This window comes from Streptomyces roseofulvus (genome assembly GCF_039534915.1).
Lineage (GTDB): Bacteria > Actinomycetota > Actinomycetes > Streptomycetales > Streptomycetaceae > Streptomyces > Streptomyces roseofulvus.
The window spans coordinates 3,139,158-3,160,048 of sequence record NZ_BAAAWE010000001.1; the positions used below are offsets into that span (position 1 = coordinate 3,139,158).

General features: G+C 70.3%; 20 protein-coding genes, 1 tRNA gene and 1 riboswitch. Of the genes, 10 read left to right on the top strand and 11 right to left on the bottom strand.

What is annotated here, in order from left to right:
• Window positions 1-122 precede the first annotated feature (122 nt).
• Together ABFY03_RS14435 and ABFY03_RS14440 are read right to left on the bottom strand one after the other, a co-directional pair.
• Window positions 123-449, bottom strand: a complete 327-nt coding sequence (locus tag ABFY03_RS14435; RefSeq protein ID WP_319010326.1) for a DUF6412 domain-containing protein — start codon at window positions 447-449, stop codon at window positions 123-125.
• A gap of 97 nt (window positions 450-546) precedes the next feature.
• A complete protein-coding gene (locus tag ABFY03_RS14440) occupies window positions 547-1,077 on the bottom strand; it encodes a winged helix-turn-helix transcriptional regulator (protein ID WP_319010325.1) in 531 nt (176 codons plus the stop codon).
• A gap of 116 nt (window positions 1,078-1,193) precedes the next feature.
• Between ABFY03_RS14440 and ABFY03_RS14445 the strand changes: the two genes are divergently transcribed.
• A complete protein-coding gene (locus ABFY03_RS14445) occupies window positions 1,194-2,672 on the top strand; it encodes an MFS transporter (protein WP_346170067.1) in 1,479 nt (492 codons plus the stop codon).
• Here the strand turns inward: ABFY03_RS14445 and ABFY03_RS14450 are convergent.
• Window positions 2,644-3,447: a class E sortase gene (locus ABFY03_RS14450; RefSeq protein ID WP_346170068.1), complete on the bottom strand. Its 804-nt coding sequence runs from the start codon at window positions 3,445-3,447 to the stop codon at window positions 2,644-2,646. The genes ABFY03_RS14445 and ABFY03_RS14450 overlap by 29 nt on opposite strands.
• Window positions 3,448-3,510: 63 nt before the next feature.
• On the opposite strand from ABFY03_RS14450, the gene ABFY03_RS14455 reads away from it, so the two are divergent.
• Together ABFY03_RS14455 and ABFY03_RS14460 are read left to right on the top strand one after the other, a co-directional pair.
• Window positions 3,511-4,509 carry an SEC-C metal-binding domain-containing protein gene (locus ABFY03_RS14455; protein ID WP_346170069.1) on the top strand — a complete coding sequence of 333 codons (999 nt, stop codon included), beginning with the start codon at window positions 3,511-3,513 and terminating at the stop codon, window positions 4,507-4,509.
• An 82-nt stretch (window positions 4,510-4,591) separates the two neighbouring features.
• On the top strand, window positions 4,592-7,738 hold the full coding sequence (locus ABFY03_RS14460; RefSeq protein WP_346170070.1) for a DEAD/DEAH box helicase: 3,147 nt from the start codon (window positions 4,592-4,594) through the stop codon (window positions 7,736-7,738).
• Between the two features lie 23 nt (window positions 7,739-7,761).
• Here the strand turns inward: ABFY03_RS14460 and ABFY03_RS14465 are convergent, their stop codons facing one another.
• Entirely contained in the window at window positions 7,762-8,541 is a 780-nt protein-coding gene (locus tag ABFY03_RS14465; RefSeq protein ID WP_346170071.1) for a hypothetical protein, read from the bottom strand.
• 199 nt (window positions 8,542-8,740) lie between these two features.
• Between ABFY03_RS14465 and ABFY03_RS14470 the strand changes: the two genes are divergently transcribed.
• Both ABFY03_RS14470 and ABFY03_RS14475 read left to right on the top strand, forming a co-directional pair.
• On the top strand, window positions 8,741-10,507 hold the full coding sequence (locus ABFY03_RS14470) for a DUF262 domain-containing protein (RefSeq protein WP_346170072.1): 1,767 nt from the start codon (window positions 8,741-8,743) through the stop codon (window positions 10,505-10,507).
• A 63-nt stretch (window positions 10,508-10,570) separates the two neighbouring features.
• Entirely contained in the window at window positions 10,571-10,879 is a 309-nt protein-coding gene (locus ABFY03_RS14475) for a hypothetical protein (RefSeq protein WP_319010313.1), read from the top strand.
• A 1-nt stretch (window position 10,880) separates the two neighbouring features.
• On the opposite strand, the gene ABFY03_RS14480 is transcribed toward ABFY03_RS14475, so the two are convergent.
• From ABFY03_RS14480 to ABFY03_RS14495, 4 genes are all read right to left on the bottom strand, one after another.
• Entirely contained in the window at window positions 10,881-12,149 is a 1,269-nt protein-coding gene (locus tag ABFY03_RS14480) for a DUF445 domain-containing protein (RefSeq protein WP_346170073.1), read from the bottom strand.
• 36 nt (window positions 12,150-12,185) lie between these two features.
• A complete protein-coding gene (locus ABFY03_RS14485; protein WP_319010341.1) occupies window positions 12,186-13,157 on the bottom strand; it encodes an ABC transporter ATP-binding protein in 972 nt (323 codons plus the stop codon).
• A gap of 197 nt (window positions 13,158-13,354) precedes the next feature.
• Window positions 13,355-14,236: an ABC transporter permease gene (locus ABFY03_RS14490; RefSeq protein WP_386723703.1), complete on the bottom strand. Its 882-nt coding sequence runs from the start codon at window positions 14,234-14,236 to the stop codon at window positions 13,355-13,357.
• Window positions 14,229-15,032 (bottom strand): ABC transporter permease, encoded by an 804-nt coding sequence (locus ABFY03_RS14495; RefSeq protein WP_319010339.1) that lies wholly within the window; start codon window positions 15,030-15,032, stop codon window positions 14,229-14,231. Before ABFY03_RS14495 ends, ABFY03_RS14490 begins: the two co-directional genes overlap by 8 nt.
• Before the next feature lie 329 nt (window positions 15,033-15,361).
• On the opposite strand from ABFY03_RS14495, the gene ABFY03_RS14500 reads away from it, so the two are divergent.
• Window positions 15,362-17,518: a transglycosylase domain-containing protein gene (locus tag ABFY03_RS14500; protein ID WP_346170074.1), complete on the top strand. Its 2,157-nt coding sequence runs from the start codon at window positions 15,362-15,364 to the stop codon at window positions 17,516-17,518.
• A gap of 79 nt (window positions 17,519-17,597) precedes the next feature.
• Here the strand turns inward: ABFY03_RS14500 and ABFY03_RS14505 are convergent, their stop codons facing one another.
• From ABFY03_RS14505 to ABFY03_RS14515, 3 genes are all read right to left on the bottom strand, one after another.
• Window positions 17,598-17,918 carry a DMT family transporter gene (locus ABFY03_RS14505; protein ID WP_030497525.1) on the bottom strand — a complete coding sequence of 107 codons (321 nt, stop codon included), beginning with the start codon at window positions 17,916-17,918 and terminating at the stop codon, window positions 17,598-17,600.
• A 33-nt stretch (window positions 17,919-17,951) separates the two neighbouring features.
• Window positions 17,952-18,014: riboswitch (guanidine-III (ykkC-III) riboswitch) on the bottom strand.
• 56 nt (window positions 18,015-18,070) lie between these two features.
• Window positions 18,071-18,406: a GroES family chaperonin gene (locus tag ABFY03_RS14510; protein ID WP_031011657.1), complete on the bottom strand. Its 336-nt coding sequence runs from the start codon at window positions 18,404-18,406 to the stop codon at window positions 18,071-18,073.
• Between the two features lie 23 nt (window positions 18,407-18,429).
• A complete protein-coding gene (locus tag ABFY03_RS14515; protein WP_319010310.1) occupies window positions 18,430-18,750 on the bottom strand; it encodes a DUF3618 domain-containing protein in 321 nt (106 codons plus the stop codon).
• A gap of 122 nt (window positions 18,751-18,872) precedes the next feature.
• Between ABFY03_RS14515 and bcp the strand changes: the two genes are divergently transcribed.
• From bcp to ABFY03_RS14535, 4 genes are all read left to right on the top strand, one after another.
• Window positions 18,873-19,340 (top strand): thioredoxin-dependent thiol peroxidase, encoded by a 468-nt coding sequence (gene bcp, locus ABFY03_RS14520; protein ID WP_319010309.1) that lies wholly within the window; start codon window positions 18,873-18,875, stop codon window positions 19,338-19,340.
• A gap of 139 nt (window positions 19,341-19,479) precedes the next feature.
• Entirely contained in the window at window positions 19,480-20,121 is a 642-nt protein-coding gene (locus ABFY03_RS14525; RefSeq protein WP_346170075.1) for an HNH endonuclease signature motif containing protein, read from the top strand.
• Window positions 20,118-20,771: an HNH endonuclease signature motif containing protein gene (locus ABFY03_RS14530; protein WP_319010307.1), complete on the top strand. Its 654-nt coding sequence runs from the start codon at window positions 20,118-20,120 to the stop codon at window positions 20,769-20,771. The genes ABFY03_RS14525 and ABFY03_RS14530 overlap by 4 nt, the downstream gene beginning before the upstream one ends.
• A gap of 12 nt (window positions 20,772-20,783) precedes the next feature.
• Window positions 20,784-20,856 (top strand) — tRNA-Leu (locus tag ABFY03_RS14535).
• Window positions 20,857-20,891 lie beyond the last annotated feature (35 nt).

Sequence of the window (20,891 nt, forward strand, 5' to 3'; positions counted from 1 at the left end):
CGCGAGGGGGTGCTCTCGCGTGCGCGGTGCTTGGCGTGTGGTGCTTGCGCGTGTGGCGCTGCGCGTGCGGTGCTTCCGCGTGTGGCGGTGCGCGTGCAGTGCTTACGCGTGCGGTGAGGACCCTACGCGGCCGTCGGGAGGGGACGTCCGGGTGCCCGGGGCCGGCGGCGGCCGGCGGCGTCGGGGTCGCGCTGCGGGAGGAAGGCCGTACGCCGGGCCCGGTCGCGCAGCGCGGTGCGTATGAGCGCGGACGGCGCGGCCGGAGCCGTACGGACGCCGATCAGGCCGCAGACGACGGCGGAGGCGGCGGAGACGGCGGCGACGACGGTCGCGGAGACGGAGCCCGAACCGGAGCCGTCGGCGAGGACGAGCCCCGCGAAGGCGATCACGAGGAGGACCGGGAGGAGAACGAGGGGCGCGACTCGCCGCAGGACCAGACTCCCGCTCATCACGCCCCCCGTTCCCCGCTCTTCGCTGTCCGTCGGGTAGGACGAACGGCCGTACGAGAGAGTTCCCGGCGTCGTCGCGGAGAACCGCCGGATCCCCTCACGCAGCCGTCGGTTCCAGCGGCGTGAGCAGTCGGCGCGGCGCGAGCAGCGCCCGGGCGACGGGGTCGGCGGGGTCGGGGTCGAGCCCGTCGCCGGGCCGCATCTCGATGTCGGCGGGGGCGACGGGCACGCGGCAGGCCGGGCACGCGGCGCGCGGGTCCAGCTCGGTGCCGCAGACGGCGTGGTGGAAGCGCCGCATGGGGAGGGTGCCGGGGATCTCGGCCCTCCCCCAGGCGCCGAGGGCCCACAGGACGGGCCAGAGGGCGAGGCCGCGGTCGGTGAGGACGTACTCGTCGCGGGGCGGCGAGTCCTGGTAGCGGCGGCGGTCCAGGACACCGGCGTCGACGAGGGCCTGGAGGCGGCCGGCGAGGACGGCGCGGGGGGCGCCGAGGTGGGCGAGGAAGTCGCTGTAGCGGCGGACGCCGTAGAAGGCGTCGCGCACCACGAGGAGGGTCCAGCGCTCGCCGACGACCTCCAGGGCGCGGGCGATCGAGCACTGCTGCTGGGCGTAGTCCTTGCCGAGGGCCATGCCACCAGCGTACCGAAGGGGGTTCATTCAACGAACCGAGGAGGGTAGGGTGCGGATCCCGAGGGTTCAATCACCGAACCCACTCGTTCCCCCTCTCTCCCGGGTGGAGGCCCCCCGTGCGAACAGCCCGCTCCGCTCCCCCACGCGCCACCGCCCCCGCCCGCTCCCCCGGCCCCGCCACCCTCGCCGTCACCGGCATCGCCACCGCCCTCGCGCTCATGAACTACACGGCGCCGATGCTGACCCTCCCGGCGACGGCGGAGGCGTTCGGGACGCCGTCCTCGGCGCAGGCGTGGCTGCTCAACGGCACCCCGCTGGGCCTCGCCGCGCTGCTCCTGGTGGCGGGTACGCTGGCCGACGCGCACGGCCGGCGCCGGGTCTTCCTGCTCGGCACGCTCGCCCTCGGCGTCACGACCGCGCTCGGCGCCTTCACCGGCTCGACGGCGCTCTTCACCGCGGCCCGGATCGCCCAGGGCGCGGCCAGCGCCGCCGTCCTCGCGGGCAGCCTGGGCCTGCTCGCCGACGCGTACCCGTCGGGCCGCGACCGGATCCGGGCCACCGGCATCTGGGGCGCGTCGGTGAGCGGCGGGATCGCCCTGGGCCCGCTCGTGACGGGCGCGCTCAGCCTGCTGGACTGGCGCCTGGCGTACGCGGCACTGGGCGCGGCGACCGTCCTGACGGCGGCGGCGGGAGCCCGCACGCTCGCCGGCCCGGCCGGAGCGGGTACGCCCGCCGACAGGCCCGGTCCGGCGGGAGCCGGTACGCCCTCCGGCCCGGCGGGCGCCGCTACGCCCTCCCGCCCGGAGGGATCCCGTACCCCCTCGGCTCCGGGCGCCGGCAGCCGCCCCGACCTCGCGGGCGCGACGACGCTCGCCCTCGCGATGGCGGCACTGCTGACGGCCCTGACGCTGGGCCGGGACGGCTGGCTGCGCCCGGTGATCGGCGCGCTCCTGCTGGCGGCGGTGGCGCTCACCGCCCTGTTCCTGCTGGTGGAGCGCCGCGCGGCGCAGCCGATGATCGACCTGGGGCTGCTGCGGAGGCCGGACTTCCGGGTCGCGGCGCTGGGGGCGCTCTTCACCGGACTGGCGGTGATCGGCCTGTTCAGCGTGGTCTCGGTGCTGCTCCAGCGCGGCGCGGGGATGGCGCCGCTGGCGACGGCCTGGCTCTTCCTCCTCTGGTCGGGCACGTCGTTCGTGGTCGCGCTGCAGGCCCGCAGGCTCGCGGGCCGGATCTCGGCCCCGTACCAACTCGCCCTCGGCTTCGTCCTGTCGGCGGCCGGCACCCTCGCCCTCCTCGGCGCCCTCGACTCCCCCGACCTTCCCTGGCCGCGCCTGATCGCCGGCCTGGTGGTGGCGGGCGCGGGCAGCGGCCTGCTGAACGCCGCGCTCCCCCGCCTCGCGGTCGACTCGGTCCCGCCCGAGCGGGCGGCGATGGGCTCGGGCGCGAACAACACGGCCCGGTACCTCGGTTCGGCGGCGGGCGTGGCCCTGATGCTCGCCCTCTCGGCGGCGGGCCCGGACGCGGCCGTGACGGCCGCCGCGGCCCTCGCCCTGGCGGGCGCGGCGCTCACCGTCGCAGGGTCGCCCAGACGATGAGCCGGTAGCGGGAGGTGAACTCGGGCGTGCAGGTGGTGAGCGTGAGGTACGAACCGGCCCGGGAGTAGCCGTACGAGGGCTTGACGATCGACCGGGGCACCGGCTGGATGACGCCGGTGTCGCGCGGCGAGGTGACCGGCAGGATCTGGTCGACGCGGTAGGTGTACGTCCCCTCCCGCGTCCGCAGCACGATCTCGTCGCCCTTCCGCAGCCGGTTGACGTACCGGAACGGCTCGCCGTGCGTGTTCCGGTGCCCGGCGAGCGCGACGTTCCCGGGCCGGCCGGGCGCGGCGGTGCCGGGGTAGTGGCCGACGTACCCCTTGTCGAGCACCTTGCTCTTGGAGATCCCCTGGGCGACGGGCACGGTCAGCCCGATCCGGGGGATGCGGAGCACGGCGAAGGCCGCGCCGGAGGGCGGCGGGGAGACGGACGGGGCGGACGCCCGGGAAGGCGCGGCCGAAGCGGAGGCGGAGGCTGAGGCGGAAACGGAAGGCACGGCGGAAGGCGAAGCCGAGGCGGCCGTGGACGGGGAGGCCGACGACTCGACGACGGGAGGAGAGATGTCCCACTCCCGCTCCAGCCGGGCCACCTGCTCCCCGGCCTCCGCGCGGGCCTGCTGGTTGGTCCACCACAGCTGGTGGACGACGAGCAACAGGATGAGAACACCGCAGGTGACGACGGCCTCGGCGGCGATCCAGAGCACGCGGGCGAGCCCATGGCGCCCCGAGCGCGCCTGGACGACGACCGGCACCCTCTCCCGCCCCCTGCCCCGCACGCCCGGCACGATAAGCGCTGCGGCGCCAACTCTCCAGGGCCGTACAGCAGTACGGTGAAGGGCATGCGCTCCGACACGCCTGCAGCCCACACCGCCGAAGCCGACCGTCTGCTGCGCACCGCCGCGCAGTACCCCGGCGACCGGGAGCCCCTGCTGCTCCAGGCCGCGGCCCACCTGGAACTCGCGGACGACCGCCCGGGCGCGACGGCCCTCTACGACGACCTGCTGTCCGGCGACCCGGCCGCCCCGCACCTGATCCGCGCGTTGAAGGCGGCGAACCTGTGGGAGTACGGGCACGAGGCCGAGGCGAGGGCCATCATCGACGGCGTACGCCGCGCCCGCCCGTCGGAGGCGCCCCCGTGGGAGATCGTCGCGGAGACCCTGGAGGCCCACGACGAACTGGAGGAGGCGGAGGCGACCCTCACGGAGGCGGCGACGCTCCTCGCGACGGACACTCCGGAACTCCCCCACCCCACGATCTCCCTCCTCACCACCCGCCACCGAGTCCGCCGCATGCTGGCCCGCGACCACGACACCTGGGACACCCGGGCGGACCGCCTGCACCCCGGCCCGATCCCCCTGGACGAACTCCACGACCCGAAACGCCTCTGGTCCCTGGGCTCCGACGACCCGGCCGAACTCCAGGCCGAGATCACCCGCCTCCGCGCCGAACTCGGCACCTACCGCACGGCCCTCTCCCGCCCCTTCCCGGTGGCGGTCCTCCACTGGCCGGAAGCCGAACTGACGGAACTCCTCGCGTCGTACCCGGAACTGGAGACGGAGTACCCCACCTACCGGGCCCACCTGACGGACATCGAAGCCTCCCTCCGAGAACTCGCCGCGGCCGGCACCCCCAACCTCGGCATCGTCCGCGCCACGGTCCCCTCCTACGAAGCCTTCGCCGCCTCGGAGACCTCCTCCCCCGCCAACGCCGACCTCCTCCCCCAATACACCACCACCCTCGCCGCCCGAGCCCGAGCCATCCCCTGGCCCCCACTGACCACGGCCCCATGCTGGTGCGGCTCGGAGCGGACGTACGGGGAGTGCCACGGGGCCGAGTGATCAGTCCACTGGGACTGCGTCTCGCCGAGGCAGTCCCTGGCACCTGATACCAATGGGGCAGGTTGACCAGGGAGGGGAAGCAATGAGTGAGCTGTCGAGCCCCAGTGGGCCGGTGTCGGGGCTTTATGAGCAGTTGATGACCCTGCGGCTCGAAGCCCAACTCAAGAACCTTGCAGAGCAGGGCTGGCATGCCATCGACGACACCGTCGGCCCCCACTCCTCACCCCGCGTCCTCGCAAAGCATGTAGCCGACACGGTGCGTCGCGTTCTGGAGGGACTGCCCCCGTCGGATCACGTGCACGTGGCCAATCACGTCCTCGAATCGATGAACACCATCGAAGGTGCTCGCGAGTGGATCGAACTCGTCGCCGACGGTCCACGTCAGCTCCTTGCCGTCTCGAAGCAAGAAGCCGAAGGCGCCTACCGGATCCGCCCTGCAACCCCGCTGGCCGAAGCCGCACTCCTCACGAACGCCCCAGAGGACCCCAGCCTGGGTTTCGAGCTGCGAGCAGAGCTCGCGACGGCCGATCGAGTGGATCTCCTCTGCGCCTTCGTGAAGTGGCATGGCCTACGCGTGATTGAGCAGTCGCTCGAAGCAGCGCATGCCCGAGGCGTCCCCATACGGGTGATCACGACGACCTATATCGGAGCCACCGAGCGTCAGGCGCTCGATCGTCTCGTCCGGCAGTTCGACGCAGAGGTCAAGGTCAACTACGAACTCCGCTCGACCCGTCTGCACGCCAAGGCATGGCTCTTCCGCCGAGACAGCGGATACGACACCGCGTATGTCGGGAGCTCCAACCTGTCCAAGGCCGCCCTGTTGGACGGGCTGGAGTGGAATGTACGCCTCTCGTCCGTCGCGACTCCGGACGCCATCCGCAAGTTCGAGGCCACCTTCGACTCCTACTGGAGCGATCCGGCCTTCGAAACGTACGACCCCGACCGTGACGCCGGACGCCTCAGTGAAGCGCTCCATGTAGCCGCGGGGCCCGGCAAGGGAGCAGGGACGGGAACGACTCAGGGCATCACCCTGTCCGGGTTGGAAGTACGGCCGTACCCGCACCAGCGAGACATGCTGGAACGTCTCCAGGTGGAGCGAGAGGTCCACGACCGGCACCGCAATCTCCTCGTCGCGGCCACGGGTACCGGGAAGACCGTCATGGCCGCGTTGGACTACAAGCACCTCCGACAGCAGCACGGCCGCGACCTCCGGTTGCTGTTCGTCGCCCATCGCCAGGAAATCCTGCGCCAGTCGCTGCGTACATATCAGGACGTTCTCGTCGACGCCAACTTCGGGGAGGAGCTGCACAGTGGGCTCGTACCTGAGGGGTGGAAGCACGTCTTTGCCAGCGTGCAGTCCCTGAAGGCGCAGAGGCTGGAGCAACTGGCTCCCGACCACTTCGACGTCATCGTGATCGACGAGTTCCATCACGGAGTCTCGTCGACCTACCAGAAGATCATCCAGCACTTCCGCCCTCTGGAGTTCCTTGGGCTCACTGCGACCCCGGAGCGCATGGACGGCCGGAACGTCCAAGACGAGTTCTTCGACGGCCGCATCGCAGCGGAGATGCGCCTGTGGGAAGCGCTGGAGAACGATCTCCTGAGCCCGTTCCACTACTTCGGAATCACCGATAACACCGACCTCAGTGCCATCGAGTGGAAGCGCGGTGCCTACGATTCGTCGGCCCTCAGCGGGGTGTTCACCGGCAATGACGCCAGGGCACGGCTTGTCGTCCAGGCCGTCCGGGACAAGGTGGCAAACCCAGGAGCCATGCGCGCGCTCGGCTTCTGCGTCTCCGTCGCTCACGCCGACTTCATGGCCGAGTTCTTCCGACGTGCTGGCCTCAGGGCCGTTGCGCTGTCGGGCGAGACACCTCAAGAGGAACGCAGGAACGCGCTGGCAGCCTTGCGCGCCGGCGAAGTCCAAGTGATCTTCTCGGTTGACCTCTTCAACGAAGGGCTGGACATCCCTGACGTTGACACGCTCCTCTTGCTGCGCCCGACCTCAAGCGCCACGGTCTTCCTCCAACAACTGGGCCGCGGCCTGCGTCGCACGCAGAACAAGGCCGTCCTCACCGTGCTGGACTTCATCGGACAGCACCGCAAGGAGTTCCGCTTCGAGGAGCAGTTCCGAGCCCTCACGAACCTGACCCGCAACCGCCTCCTGGCCAACATCGAGCGCGACTTCCCACAGCTCCCGTCGGGCTGTCAGATCATCCTTGAGTCGAAGGCCAAGGAACTGATCATCGACAATATTCGCAGCCAGATCGGCGTCAACGTCACACAGCTTGCGCAGGAGGTCAGGCGGTATGGCGTACCGCAACTCTCGGCGTACCTACACGAGAGCGGTCGAGAGCTCAAGGAGATCTACCGAGGTAACGGCAACTCGTGGACCGGCCTCCTCCGTCGCGCCGCGTTGCTCCCGAAGGCAGCGCCCGAAGGTGAAGAGACACTCCTGAAGCGTGTGTCAGCGTTCCACCATGCGGACGACCCCGAGCGGATCGCGGCGTACTCCGCGATTCTTCAGGACGATGCCCCCCGCTACGGCGACCTGAGCGACCGCGACCAAGCGTTCGCCCGCATGCTCTACTTCTCACTCTGGCCGCTCAGTGGTTTCCGCAGTTACGAGGAGGGCCTGGAGTCGCTCCGTCCACAGCGTTACTTCCGCAGTGAACTCCGACAGGTGCTGGCCTACACCTTGGAGCGTCTCGACCACGTCCCGATCCGTTTGGAGGGCTCGCTCGCCGGCCTCCCGCTGACCATCCATGCCTCCTACAGCCGCGAGGAAATCCTGCCCGCCCTGGGACAGTCCTCAGTAGACCGCGATGTCCCCGGGCACTTCCGCGAGGGGGTGAAGTGGTGCGACTCCATCAAGGCGGATGCCTTGTTCATCACCCTGGAGAAGGACGAGAAGGACTTTTCCCCGCAAACGCGCTACCACGACTACGCCCTGAGTGAGCACCTGTTCCACTGGGAGTCCCAGAACCGGACCGCAGACAGCTCAGCAACAGGTCGCCGCTACCAGAACCACCAGGCAGATGGCTCCCACGTCCTCCTCTTCGTCCGGCGCTACAAGAAGACTGACATCGGCGGCCCCCAGCCATGGATGCTCCTAGGCCCGGCCGAGTACGTTTCACACAAGGGCAGCAAGCCGATGGGGATCACGTGGAAACTGCAGCATGTGCTCCCCGCCGACGTGTGGACCTACTCGACGATCGCCACTGGCTGACAGCCCATCGACCTATAAGTCTGCTACTGCGTCACACTCTCGACGACCTGGCTGATCTCCTTGACGACACCAGAACCTGCCTCAATCGCCGTCTGCAGCTGCGTCGCGCCCGTGGCAAGCAAGGCCGACGCCGCGACGAACGCCACAAATCCGCGCCGCCACCTCCCGCCGGTCTGCAGATCCTGGCCGGTGAGCCCTGTGGACGCCTGCGCGATCGAGCCGATGACAGATGTTGCCTCGCGAGAGATTCGAGCAGTGCCGAAGAGCTCGGCATTGTCGATCAGCCACAGGAGGTGCCTGATCTGCGCCGCGATCTCTTCCCGCACGATGGGTGCAAGCTCCTCATCGGGAGTCTGCGCGAGAAGGTCCAACCATGAGGCACAACTCTCTTTGAGGCCATCCAGGTTGGACCCGACGGGAGCGGAACGCGTGCCTCCCAACACGCTCTGCAGCAGGTCGGCGGCGGACGCCAGGTGATCAAGAGTCTCCTGCGTCACCAATACGCGGGCCGGACGGCCCGCATCTGCCCAGCTCAGATCGGGTTGAACGACAGCCGTCCACCACTGCGGAAAGTAGCGAGAGTACCGATCCTGCTGGGCCTCGGGCAGTGCGTGTAGTTGCTGGATGGTCTCCGCGAGGAGGCCGGCGACCTCAGCATGGCGACGCGCGAATTCAGATGAGCCCCACTCCACACCGAGGGCCTTGGCCCACCCACTCCGAAAGTTCTGCGCCCCCGACTGCCACACCTGCACAAGAATGTCGTGCAATCCATGGGCACTCGTGCCGGGAATCCGAATCTCCATCCCCCACCTCACAGCTTGGACACCAGGAAGAAACGAAGCTATCAGACGCTCCACGGCAGGGCGGACCACTCTCCCTCACACACGTCACCTCAGGAACAATTCATCACAAAAGGCACACCTCTTGACGTAGTTTGCGCCACTCGCAATGCCGGCACCGCCTCACGAGATAGCCTCTCGGTAAGACTCGGGGAGGAACAGCATGGCCATCATCAAGAACGCCGCCCGCCAGACACTCGGCCAGCTCATCGGAGCCAACAACCCGCCGGCGGTGGTCCCGGACGACAGTCAGCGTCAATACGCTTGGGGAAAGCGCGAGGTGGATACATACTGGGCCGATATCCAAAAGTTCATGCGAGCGCGGCGGACAGGCAGCCAAGCCTCCTCTGAATACTTCATCGGCCCCATTGTCACCATCACTGACGACAAGATCACCACTCGGTCTCTTCTTGACGGCCAGCAGCGCCTCACCACCTCAACCATCCTGATCGCAGCGATCAGAGACACTCTCGGCGCCATGGCCTCCACCGAGGCCCGAGTCATGGCAAACAACATCCAGCGCGACTACATCGCACGCCGGGATGGGCGCCACTCACACCCTCAATACTTTATAACGCTGTCCCTATTTGATCGTGATTTCTTTAAGGACTACGTCCAGAGCTGGAATGAGGCCACAGGCAGGGTAGCCGTGACGGAGCAGCCCTCTCGACCTTCACACAAGCTCATCCAAGACTCCTATACATCGTTCAAGAATCACATCGCCAGCGCTTTGGAACCCATCTACTCCGAAGAAGATCGCCTGGATTGGCTGGACGAACTCTCCGATTGCCTTGTCAAGGGTTTGGTGTTCGTCGAAGTCCAGACGCCCACGTCCAACGACGCCAACGAAGTCTTTGAGACTATCAACTCCCGCGGAAAAGACCTCTCGACTGTCGATCTCGTCCGTAACTTCCTCATGGAAAAAAGCCGAAACGACGACGAGAAGGAGCGAGTCAATAACGCTTGGCGGTCTCTTCTCGACGGTTTCGAGCGGCGTGAGGACATAGAGAAATTCTTGCGCCACTTCTGGGTGGCCCGACACGGTGATGTGCGCTCGCATAGCCTGTACACGACCATCCGAAAGGAACTCACCCACCGCTTCGAGGCGGTGACTCCTCGATACGAGGTGCGCACCTTCGCCGCAGAGCTCCAAAACGCCTCGGTCCGCTACATCGAGCTCATCGCATCCAGCACGGGCGTCGAATCGCTCGACAGTCTGCTGGACGAGGTGAGAGCCCTCAGCGCCGACGCCGCCTACCCCCTGCTTCTTGCCATCTCGGAGAAGGTTCCCTACAGCGAGATGGTCAAGGTGGTGCAAGCGCTCATCAGCTACTACGTCCGCTGGACGGTTGTGGGACGGCGTGAGTCGACCCTGCTGGAAGAGAAGCTGTTTGACCTGGCGAAGCAGGTCAGCTCCGGTCTCACCACCGAGGCGGCCTTCGAGCAGATCACCCACTGGACCCCTGATGACGCAACGTTCCAGTCCGACTTCGCCCAGGCGCCCATCCCGCGGAGTTCGCAGGCTCGCTACCTGCTTACCGTCATCGAGCAGCACCTGAGGCGGAACGCGGACGTCGATGACGTGGTTGTGGCCGGCGCAACAGCCGTGCACGTCGAGCACATCTACCCGCAGGCGCCAGAACCCGGCCTGCGTCTCGATGAGCACTCCGCGTGGATCAATCGACTGGGCAACCAAACCCTGTTGCACGGACGAAAGAACCGCGTTGCGTCCAACAAGGCGTACCCCGAGAAAATCCATGCCTACAGCTCCTCGTCCCTCCTCATCACGCAAGAGACCGGAATCGAACGTCTTTGGGACTTCGAGAATGAGAGCTGGCGCGCACGTGGCATTGAGGAACGCCAGGCGGACCTCGCCAAGATCGCCGTCGACGTGTGGCCGGTAGGAGCCCGCGGTGTCGGGACTCTCTGACCGCGCGCCGCTGCGTGCTCGTAGGCTCGCTCCGTAGCTGCTCTGCTCCCGAAGGGACCCGCCATGCCCAGCCCCCGTACCCTCTCCCCCGCCGTCGCCGCCGCCGGGCTCGTAGGGGGCTATGCCGTCGCCCGGTGGACCGGGAAGCGGCCGCTCGGTGGGGTGGTGCTCGGGGCGGCCGGGGTGGTGGCGGCTCGGGAGTGGCAGCGGGTCGGGGGGCGGGGGGCGGCCGTGGGGTTGTCCGCCGCTTATGTGGCGGCGTTCGCCGGGTCGCATCCGTTGGCCAAGAAGGTGGGGGCCTGGCCCTCGGTGTTCTCCGTGGCCGGGGGGATGGCCGCCGTGTCCTGGGCCGCCACTCGCCGGCGGGGCTGAGTCAGGCGCCCGCGGCGTGGCTGATCGTGTGGATCGCCAGGCCGGCCAGGGCGCCCACCACCGTGCCGTTGATGCGGATGAACTGGAGGTCGCGGCCGATGTTGGCCTCGATCTTCTTCGAGGTCTGGGCGGCGTCCCAGCCGGCCACCGTGTCCGTGATCAGGGAGGTGATCTCGGGGCGGTAGGTGGTGACCAGGTGGGTGGCGGCGGATTCGAGCCAGCCGTCGACCTTCTGCTGGAGGTGCGGGTCGGAGGCCAGGCGCTTGCCCAGGGAGATCAGGGAGGCGCGGGCGCGGAGCCGGAGCTGGCTGCGGTCGTCCTCGGCGGCGGCCAGGATGAGGGCGCGGACGGAGGCCCAGGCCGAGGCGATGATGTCCTGGATCTCGGGGCGGGCCAGCAGGTCGGACTTGAGGCGTTCGACGCGGGCGCGGGTCTCCGCGTCGGACTGGAGGTCCGCCGCGTAGTCCGTGAGGAAGCGGTCGATGGCGCCGCGCGCCGGGTGCGCCGGCATGTCGCGCATCTCCGTCACGAAGCGGAGCAGCTCCTTGTAGACCCGCTCGCCGACCTTGCGGTCCACGAAGCGGGGGGTCCAGCCGGGGGCGCCGCCCTGGACCGCGTCCATCACCGAGTCGCCGTGGGTGACGAGCCAGTCGTGGGCGCGGGCACACACGAGGTCGACCGCCCGGTGGTGGGCGCCGTCCGTGACCATGCGGTCCAGGGTCTTGCCGAGGCCGGGCGCGACCTCTGCCTGGTCGGCGCGGCGGGTGATCGCCTCGCCGACGACCGCCTGCACGTCGGCGTCGCGCAGGACCGTCAGCGCGCCCCGCAGGGCCGTGGCGGCCTCCGACGTGACCCGGTCGGCGTGCGCCGGTTCGGCCAGCCAGCCGCCCAGGCGCCGGGCCACGCCGAGGGCGCGCAGCCGGCCGCGGACGACGTCGGCGGAGAGGAAGTTCTCGCCGACGAAGGAACCGAGCGAGGCGCCCAGCTGGTCCTTCTTGGTCGGGATGATCGCGGTGTGCGGGATGGGGAGGCCGAGCGGGTGCCGGAAGAGGGCCGTCACCGCGAACCAGTCCGCGAGCGCGCCGACCATGCCGGCCTCGGCCGCCGCCGCCACGTATCCGGCCCAGTCGCCCGCGCCGCTGTTCTCGGCCCAGGTCGCGAGGGCGTACACCACCGCGACCAGCGCCAGCAGGCCCGTGGCCAGGGCCTTCATCCTGCGGACGCCTCTGCTCTTCTCCTCGTCCGCAGCCGTGTACGAGAAACTCACCATGCCAGCCCGACCTCCCTGCCCGCTTGCCTCAGGGGCCTACTTCAGGGACTCCCGGCGGCCCTCACGAGTTCCCCCGTACATCTTCGCGATCACGGACTCGATGTCCGGTTCCCGCACCGAGAGGTCCACCAGCGGGTACGCCTCCGCCACCGCGGCCACCAGCGGGGCGGCCGACGCGGACGCCGGGAAGGCGAGGTACTGGCGCGGCCCGTCGGCCCGTACGAAGCGGGCGCCGGGGACGTTCTCGATCGGCGGGAGTTCCCGCGCCAGGTCGACCACGAGCATCCGCTCGCCGTCGCCGGTCTCGTGCAGGCCGGCGAGGTCGCCGTCGTACATCAACCGCCCGTGGTCGATGACCATAACCCGGGAGCAGAGCTGTTCGATGTCGGTGAGGTCGTGGGTGGTGAGGAGGACGGTGGTGCCGCGCTCCGCGTTCAGCTCGCGGAGGAAGGCGCGGACCCGGGACTTCGAGACGACGTCGAGGCCGATGGTCGGCTCGTCCAGGTACAGCACCTCCGGGTCGTGGAGGAGGGCGGCGGCGATGTCGCCGCGCATCCGCTGGCCGAGGGAGAGCTGGCGTACGGGGACGTCGAGGAGGTCGCCGAGGTCGAGGAGGTCGACGCAGCGGGCGAGGTTCTCCCGGTAGCGGTCGTCGGGGATCCGGTACATGCGGTGGGTCAGCCGGTACGAGTCCCGCAGCGGCAGGTCCCACCAGAGGGTCGTGCGCTGCCCGAAGACCACGCCGATGCGGCGGGCGAGGCGGGTGCGCTCGCGCGCGGGGTCGATGCCGGCGACGCGGAGGCGGCCGCCGCTGGGGGTGAGGATGCCGGTGAGCATCTTGATGGTGGTGGACTTCCCGGCGCCGTTCGGGCCGATGTAGCCGACCATCTCCCCCCGGTCCACGGTGAACGAGATGCCGTCGACGGCCCGCACCTCCCGCTTCTCCCGGCGGAGGACGCCTGACCTGCGGCGGACGGTGAAGGTCTTCTCCAGGCCGTCCAGTTCGATGAGCGGCGTGTCGCGGGGCGTCCGGAGGGGCGTGTCGCCGGGGGTGTCGCGGGGCGTCTCGCGGGGCGTGTCGCCGGGGGTGTCGCGGGGCGTCCGGAGGGGCGTGTCGCCGGGGGTGTCGCGGGGCGTCCGGAGGGGCGTGTCGCCGGGCGTCTCGCGGGGCGTTTCGGGTGACGTTTCGAGGGACACGTGTGCTCTCAGCTTCCTGTCGATCGGTAGGAACGGACGCCCGCCCGCCACGCCAGGCCCGCGAGCCCGCAGCAGACCAGCGCGACGAGCGGGGCGGCGAAGGCAGCCCAGGACGGCACCCCGGCCGGGGCGGGGCGGCCGAGCACGTACAGGGCGGGGAGCCAGTTCACGAAGGCGAGCGGGACGACGTACACCACGCCCTTCACCAGGTCCTGCGCGAAGACCGTCGGCGGGTACTGGAGCAGCGTGTTCCCCCCGTACGTGAAGGAGTTGGTGACCTCGGCGGCGTCCTGGAGCCAGAAGAGCGCCGACGCGCCCAGCACCATCACCGCCATGAAGATCACCGCGCCGCATGCCACCATCCCGGGCACCATCAGGGCCTTCCCCCAGGTCCAGGCCACTTCGTCGCGCAGCAGCACCAGGCTCCACACCAGCACCATGAGCCCCTGGAGCACCCGGCCGAGCCGGCGCAGCGCGAACTTGTCCGCCGCGACCTGCGCGAGCAGCGGGGCCGGCCGCAGCAGGAACACGTCGAGCGAGCCGTCCCGGATCCGCCGCCCCATCCGCTGGAGCGAGCCCAACGTGAGATCCGCGATCCCGAAGGCGGTGCCGGTGGTGCCGTACAGGAAGGCGACCTCGGCGAAGGAGAAGCCGCCGAGCCCCTGGACCTGGCCGAACATCAGCAGGATGACGACGAAGTCGAAGAAGGTGACGCAGAAGGAGGTGGCCAGGGTCAGGGCGAAGGAGGTCCGGTACGCCATCGTGGAGCGGATCCACATGGCGGCGACCATCCGGTACGTGCGCAGGGCGTCGCCCGGGCCGGAGCGGTACGGGTCCCCGGTACGGAGCCGCCCGGTCGTCGCGCCCTCGCTCAGGAGCTGCTCAGCCACCCTGCACCACCACCTTCCGGGTCGCCGCCGCCTGGGCCGCGCGGCCCGCCGCGAGCAGCAGCGCGAGCCAGCCGAGCTGGAAGCCGTACGCGCGCAGGAGCCCCCGGCCGTCCCCGTACCGGCCGAGGTAGACGTCCGCCGGGACCTGGAGCAGGGCCGCCCAGGGCAGCGCCCGGGCGATCTCGCCGAGCGCGCCGGGGAAGACGGTCAGCGGGAGCAGCATCCCGGAGAAGAACAGGCCGCTCAGCCAGGCGACCTGGACCACGCCCTGGCCGTCGAGGAGCCAGAACGCGCTCATCGCGACCAGGTACCAGAGGGCGAAGGAGACGAACGAGCCGAGGGCCACCGCGAGCAGGAACGCGGCCCAGCCGGAAAGACCGTCCGGAAGAGTGAACCCGAAGGCGGCCGCGCCGATCAGCAGCGGGACGGCGCCGCGGCCGAGCAGCTGGTAGGCGGAGCGGCCGGCGTTCGCCGCGCACCACCAGCTCTGGAGGTCGGCGGGGCGGTAGAGGTCGACGGCGATGTCGCCGGTCCTGATCCGCTCGATGAGCTCGTCCTCGAAGCCGCCGCCCATGAGGCCGCAGACGGTGATGAGGGCCTGGCCGATCCAGACGTAGGCGAGGGCGTCGGACATGGAGTAGCCGCCGAGCTGGGGGCGTTCGGCCCACAGCGCGATGTAGGTGTACGAGAAGACGAAACCGAAGACCGTGTTGGTGAACAGGCCCGCCAGCGTGGCCACCCGGTAGGTGGCGTGCCGCCGGAAGCCGCCCGCGGCCACGGTCGCGTACAGCCGCAGCATGGAGCATCCCTTCAGGGGTCGGAGGGCAGGGGGGGGGAAGGGGCATGCCCCGAAGGCTGGGCATGCGGCAAGGAGGGCACGCCCGGAAGGCGGGCATGCGAAGGCGGGCATGCCCCGGACGCGGGGCATGCGGATGAGGGCACGCCCCGGACGCGGGGCATGCGGAAGAGGGCATGCCCCGAACGCGGGGGCATGCCGGAGAGCGGGAAGCGCACGACCCTAGTGGCCCCGGACACACCACCGCGAGCGGTTTTCCCGACGGATCTCCCGCCGCTCACCCGTCACCTTCGGGCGTTTCGACCGCTTTGTGTGCACTATGTGATGCCATGTCCCCTTCCTTGCGCTCCTCCTCCCCGGCCCCGCCACCCCCCGACCCGGGCGGCGCGGATCCGGGCTGGGAACCGAGGGACCCCACCCTCGCCGCACCCCGCGCCGCCGCCCGGCCCCGGGCCTCCCTGCCGCGCCGTCTGCTGCGGGCCGCCGCCTGGCTGACCCTGCTCGGCGCGCTGCTCCTCGGCGGCGCCTTCGTGGCCGGCTATCTGCTCGTGGACATCCCCGCCGCCAACGCCGCCGCCGTCGCCCAGTCCAACCTCTACCTGTACCGCGACGGCACCGTCCTCGCCCGCGACGGCGAGGTCAACCGCGAGAACGTCCGCCTCGACCGGATCCCGCTCAGCGTCCGGCAGGCCGTCCTCGCCGCCGAGGACCGCGACTTCCACACCTCGCGCGCCGTCGACCCCAAGGCCATGGTCCGCGCCGCCTGGAACACCCTCAACGGCAAGGGCCGCCAGTCCGGCTCCACCATCACGCAGCAGTACGTGAAGAACTACTACCTGGGCCAGGAGCAGACCCTCACCCGCAAGGCCAAGGAGTTCTTCATCGCGATCAAACTGGAGCGCGAGAAGACCAAGGACGAGATCCTCCAGGGCTACCTCAACACCAGCTACTTCGGCCGCAACGCCTACGGCGTCCAGGCCGCCGCCCACGCCTACTACGGCAAGGACGTCGAACGCCTCGGCCCCGCCGAGGGCGCCTACCTCGCCGCCCTCCTCAAGGCCCCCAGCGCCTACGACGTCACCACCCACCCCGAGAACCGCCCCGCCGTCCTCGCCCGTTGGGGGTACGTCCTCGACGGCATGGTCGGCGAGGGCTGGCTCACCCCCGGCGAACGCGCCGCCCTCCGCTTCCCCGACCCGCAGACCGCCCGCCCCGCCACCGGCCTCTCCGGCCAGCGCGGCTACCTGGTCCAGGCCGTCGAGGAGTACCTCACCGGCCGCGGGATCGTCGACGAGAAGACCCTCGCCGGCGGCGGCTTCCGGATCGTCACCACCATCGACCCCGCCCGGCAGGCCGCCCTCGTCCGCGCCGTCGAGGACCGCGTCACCCACCGCCTCGACCCGGCCGCCCACCCCACCGACCGGTACGTCCGCGCCGGCGCGGCCGCCGTCGAACCGGCCACCGGCCGCGTCGTCGCCCTCTACGGCGGCGTCGACTACACCGAGCAGTACGTCAACAACGCCACCCGCCGCGACTACCAGGTCGGCTCCACCTTCAAGCCCTTCGTCCTCACCGCCGCCGTGCAGAGCGGCGCGCGGACCCAGTACGGCGAACCGATCACCCCGTACACGCTGTACGACGGCACCGACCGCCGCCCCGTCGAGGGCTGGCCCGGCGCCCCCTACGACCCCGCCAACGAGGACGGCGAGAGCTACGGCGAGATCCCCGTCGGCACCGCCACCGACCTCTCCGTGAACGCCGTCTACGCCCAGATGGCCGTCGACGTCGGCCCCGCCCGCGTCCGCCGCACCGCCGTCGCCCTCGGCCTGCCGGCCACCACCCCCGACCTCACCGCCTCCCCCTCCATCGCCCTCGGCCCGGCCACCGCCAGCGTCCTCGACATGGCCCAGGCGTACGCCACGCTCGCCGCGCACGGCCGGCGCGGCGACCACACCCTCGTCGCCGCCGTCAGCCGCGACGGCGACCCGCTGCCGCTGCCCTCCGCCGAACCCCGGCAGGCCGTCGGCCGGGAGGCCGCCGACACCACCACCGCCGTGCTCCGCAGCGTCGTCGAGTCCGGTACGGGCACGGCCGCGCTCGACGCCGGACGCCCGGCGGCCGGCAAGACCGGCACGGCGGAGGACGACAAGGCGGCCTGGTTCGCCGGCTACACCCCCGAACTCGCCACCGTCGTCGCCTTGATGGGCCAGGACCCGGAGACCGGCGCCCACGAACCGCTCTACGGCGCCCTCGGCCTCCCGCGCGTCAACGGCGGCGGCCCCCCGGCCGAGATCTGGGCCCGCTTCACCCGCGAGGCCCTCGCGGACACCCCCGTACGCGACTTCGACCTGCGCCTGATGCCGGGCGCGGAACTCCCCGAGGTGCCGCCCGTCCCGGACGGCCCCGAGGGGGAGGAGGACGAGGGCTGGGACGGGACGGGCGAGGCGGGCCCGGGACCGGCGAAGACCCGCAGACCGGCCCGCTAGGGCCGGGCCAGGCCGGCTGGTCGCCGGGACGGGGCCGCTGGTCGCGGGGCCAGGCCCGCTGGTCGCCGGGACGGGGCCGCTAGTGACCGGAGGTCGCCTTCAGGCCCACCACGGCGACCAGCAGCAGCACGACGAAGAAGATCCGGGCGGCGGTCGCCGGCTCGCCGAGCACCACCATGCCGAGCACCGCCGCGCCGGCCGCGCCGATGCCGACCCAGACGCCGTAGGCGGTACCGATGGGGAGGGTCTTGGCGGCCTGCGACAGCAGCACCATCGAGGCGACGATCCCGGCAGCGGTGAAGACGCTGGGCCAAAGGCGGGTGAAGCCCTCGGTGTACTTCATCCCGATCGACCAGCCGACTTCGAGCAGACCCGCGACGATCAGAAGAACCCAGGCCATGACGACGACACCTCCGCGAGACGGAACAACAGGAGTGCGTCGTCTTTGCGCGTGACCCGGTACGGCGCGTCTCGTCGGGATGTCTCCAGCCTAGCAAGGAACGGCCGAAGGCCCTGGTGACACCGGTCACCAGGGCCTTCGGCCCACACGTCCTACAGGTACAGCCCCGTCGAGTCCGAGCTCTGGAACCGGTCCGCCGCCACCGCGTGCAGATCCCGCTCCCGCATCAGTACGTAGGCGACGCCCCGCACCTCCACCTCGGCGCGGTCCTCCGGGTCGTACAGCACCCGGTCGCCGATCTCGACGGTCCGGACGTTCTGCCCGACCGCGACCACCTCGGCCCAGGCCAGGCGCCGGCCGACCGCGGCGGTCGCCGGGATCAGGATCCCGCCCCCTGAGCGCCGCTCCCCCTCGGGGGAGTCGGTGCGGACCAGGACCCGGTCGTGCAGCATCCGGATGGGCAGCTTGTCGTGGGTGTTCTCGCTCACGGTGACGAACCTACCGGCCGCGCTCAGCCCTTGTGCCGCCGGGAGGAGGACAACAGCAGCCCGACGACCGCGACGGCCACCAGGGCCGCCGGGACCACGCGCTCCAGGCGCGGGGCGCCGTCCTCATGGGTGAAACGTGCCTTCACGTCCGAGACGACGCGGTTCACGGCGACGAACGCCCGTCCGGCCGTCTCGTCGACGGTCGAGGCGACCCTGGCCTTGGCGTCTCCGATGATCGTCTTCGGGTGCATCCGAATCCCGATCTCGTCGAGCGTGACGGCGAGCTGGTCGCGCCGGCGGACGATGTCCGCCTCGATCTGCGCAGGGGTCCTGGCGTCCGGCACCGCGCTGCCTCCGTAGTCGTAATCGGTCGTTGATGGACAGTCTGTCAGTTCCGCCGCCGGGAGGCTGTCCCCGACCCCCATTAGGCTCATGGCGTACGCGCACATCCCGAGGAGAGCGAGCCATGAGCGAGCGACTGCAGCCGGGCGACACCGCCCCCGCCTTCACCCTGCCCGACGCGGACGGCAACGAGGTCTCCCTCGCGGACCACAAGGGCCGCAAGGTCATCGTCTACTTCTACCCGGCCGCCCTCACCCCCGGCTGCACCAAGCAGGCGTGCGACTTCACCGACAACCTCGACGTGCTGGCCGCGGCGGGCTACGACGTGATCGGCGTCTCCCCCGACAAGCCGGAGAAGCTCGCGAAGTTCCGCGAGAAGGAGAACCTGAAGGTCACCCTGGTCGGCGACCCCTCCAAGGAGGTCCTGGAGGCGTACGGTGCCTTCGGCGAGAAGAAGCTCTACGGCAAGGTCGTGACCGGCGTCATCCGCTCGACGGTCGTGGTCGACGAGGACGGCAAGGTGGAGCACGCCTTCTACAACGTCAAGGCCACCGGCCACGTGGCCAAGATCATCCGCGACCTGGGCATCTGACCCTTCCGGCCCCCGACGGGCCCGCACCCTCACCCCGAGGGCGCGGGCCCGTCCGCGTTCCGCACGCGATCGGCGTAACCGTCCGATATTCGACTCGTTAGTCCGTGCGAGATCCGTACTGGGGAGGGGGTCCGTTCCGATGGGGACGAGTCCGTACACGAAGGACCGGCTGGAAGCGGCGGCACGAGCGTCGCGGACGCTGACGGAGGCGCTGGAGCGGTTGGGGGTGGACCCGAGGAGTGGATCGCGGCGCTACATCCGCGACCGGATGAAGAAGCTCGGTGTCGACACCTCGCACTTCGAACGGGAGGGGGTGCGGTGGACGCGGGAGGTGCTGGCGGAGGCGGTGGCGGCGTCCACGAACATGTGCGAGGTGCTGCGGCGCCTCGGGGTGGAGGTGGTGGGCGGTCAGCACACGCACATCAGTCGCCGCATCAAGGCGTACGGGATCGACACCGCGCACTTCCGTGCGCCGTCCCGGCGGGGCCAGCCCTGGCGCCCACGGACGCCCGAGGCTTTCCTCGTGCGGCAGACCGGTCCGCAAGCCCGCCGCGTCCCGAGCGACCGCCTCGCCTGGGCGATGACGGAGGCAGGCGTACGGAAGCAGTGCGCGCGGTGCGGCAACGAAGGCGTCTGGCGCGGCCGCCCGCTCCGACTGGAGATCGACCACATCGACGGCGACTGGCGCGACAACCGCATCCAGAACCTGCGGTTCCTCTGCCCGAACTGCCACTCGGCGACGGACAACTACCGGGGGCGCGGGAAAGGACGCCTCCGATGAGGGAGGCTGTCCGGTACACCCGTGAACGGCTGGCCGAGGCGGCATCGCAGTGCGCGGACATCGCGGAGGTCATGGACTTCTTCGGAGTGCAGCCGTACGACAAGCTGCGCCGCTACCTCCTGAAGCGCTTCGCCCACTACGGCATCGACATCTCGCACTTCCCGCACCGCCGGCGCGGCAAGCAGCCACCACGCCCGACCGCCGAGGACCTGCGGCACGCAGTCGACAGATCGACCTCCGTCTCCGGCGCCCTGCGCCTCCTGGGCAGGACGGACAGCGGGCAGATGCGTGAGCTGTTCCGACGATGGACAGCGGAGGACGGTCTGGCCACGACTCACTTCCTGGGGCAGGCACACCAACGCGGCAGGTCCGGGCGGACAAAGCCGGCGCCAGAGATCCTCGTCCGGCACGACGGCAAACGGAGAACCAGAACCCATCTGCTCCGGAGGGCACTCCACGAGGTGGGCGTGCACGAGGAGTGCGCGGAATGCGGTATCGGGCCCGTATGGCTCGGGGAAGCGATCACCCTGGAGATCGATCACGTCAACGGGGACTGGAGCGACGACCGGCGCGAGAACCTGCGCTTGCTGTGCCCCAACTGCCATACGGTCACTGACACCTGGTGCCGAGGCGGACGGCGGGTAAAGTAGGGCAACGTGCACGCGCCCGTACGCCACCTGGTGAGCGGCGATCTTTAGGTGGTCGCGTATGTCGGTTCGAATCCGACCGGGCGTACGACACGAACGGCTCAGTGCGGTCCATGCACTGAG

Coding starts and splice junctions, on each gene's coding strand:
- ABFY03_RS14435 (WP_319010326.1), bottom strand. CDS start 449: ATGAGCGGGAGTCTGGTCCTGCGGCGAGTCGCGCCCCTCGTTCTCCTC.
- ABFY03_RS14440 (WP_319010325.1), bottom strand. CDS start 1,077: ATGGCCCTCGGCAAGGACTACGCCCAGCAGCAGTGCTCGATCGCCCGC.
- ABFY03_RS14455 (WP_346170069.1), top strand. CDS start 3,511: ATGCGCTCCGACACGCCTGCAGCCCACACCGCCGAAGCCGACCGTCTG.
- ABFY03_RS14460 (WP_346170070.1), top strand. CDS start 4,592: ATGAGTGAGCTGTCGAGCCCCAGTGGGCCGGTGTCGGGGCTTTATGAG.
- ABFY03_RS14465 (WP_346170071.1), bottom strand. CDS start 8,541: ATGGAGATTCGGATTCCCGGCACGAGTGCCCATGGATTGCACGACATT.
- ABFY03_RS14470 (WP_346170072.1), top strand. CDS start 8,741: ATGGCCATCATCAAGAACGCCGCCCGCCAGACACTCGGCCAGCTCATC.
- ABFY03_RS14475 (WP_319010313.1), top strand. CDS start 10,571: ATGCCCAGCCCCCGTACCCTCTCCCCCGCCGTCGCCGCCGCCGGGCTC.
- ABFY03_RS14480 (WP_346170073.1), bottom strand. CDS start 12,149: ATGGTGAGTTTCTCGTACACGGCTGCGGACGAGGAGAAGAGCAGAGGC.
- ABFY03_RS14500 (WP_346170074.1), top strand. CDS start 15,362: ATGTCCCCTTCCTTGCGCTCCTCCTCCCCGGCCCCGCCACCCCCCGAC.
- ABFY03_RS14505 (WP_030497525.1), bottom strand. CDS start 17,918: ATGGCCTGGGTTCTTCTGATCGTCGCGGGTCTGCTCGAAGTCGGCTGG.
- bcp (WP_319010309.1), top strand. CDS start 18,873: ATGAGCGAGCGACTGCAGCCGGGCGACACCGCCCCCGCCTTCACCCTG.
- ABFY03_RS14525 (WP_346170075.1), top strand. CDS start 19,480: ATGGGGACGAGTCCGTACACGAAGGACCGGCTGGAAGCGGCGGCACGA.
- ABFY03_RS14530 (WP_319010307.1), top strand. CDS start 20,118: ATGAGGGAGGCTGTCCGGTACACCCGTGAACGGCTGGCCGAGGCGGCA.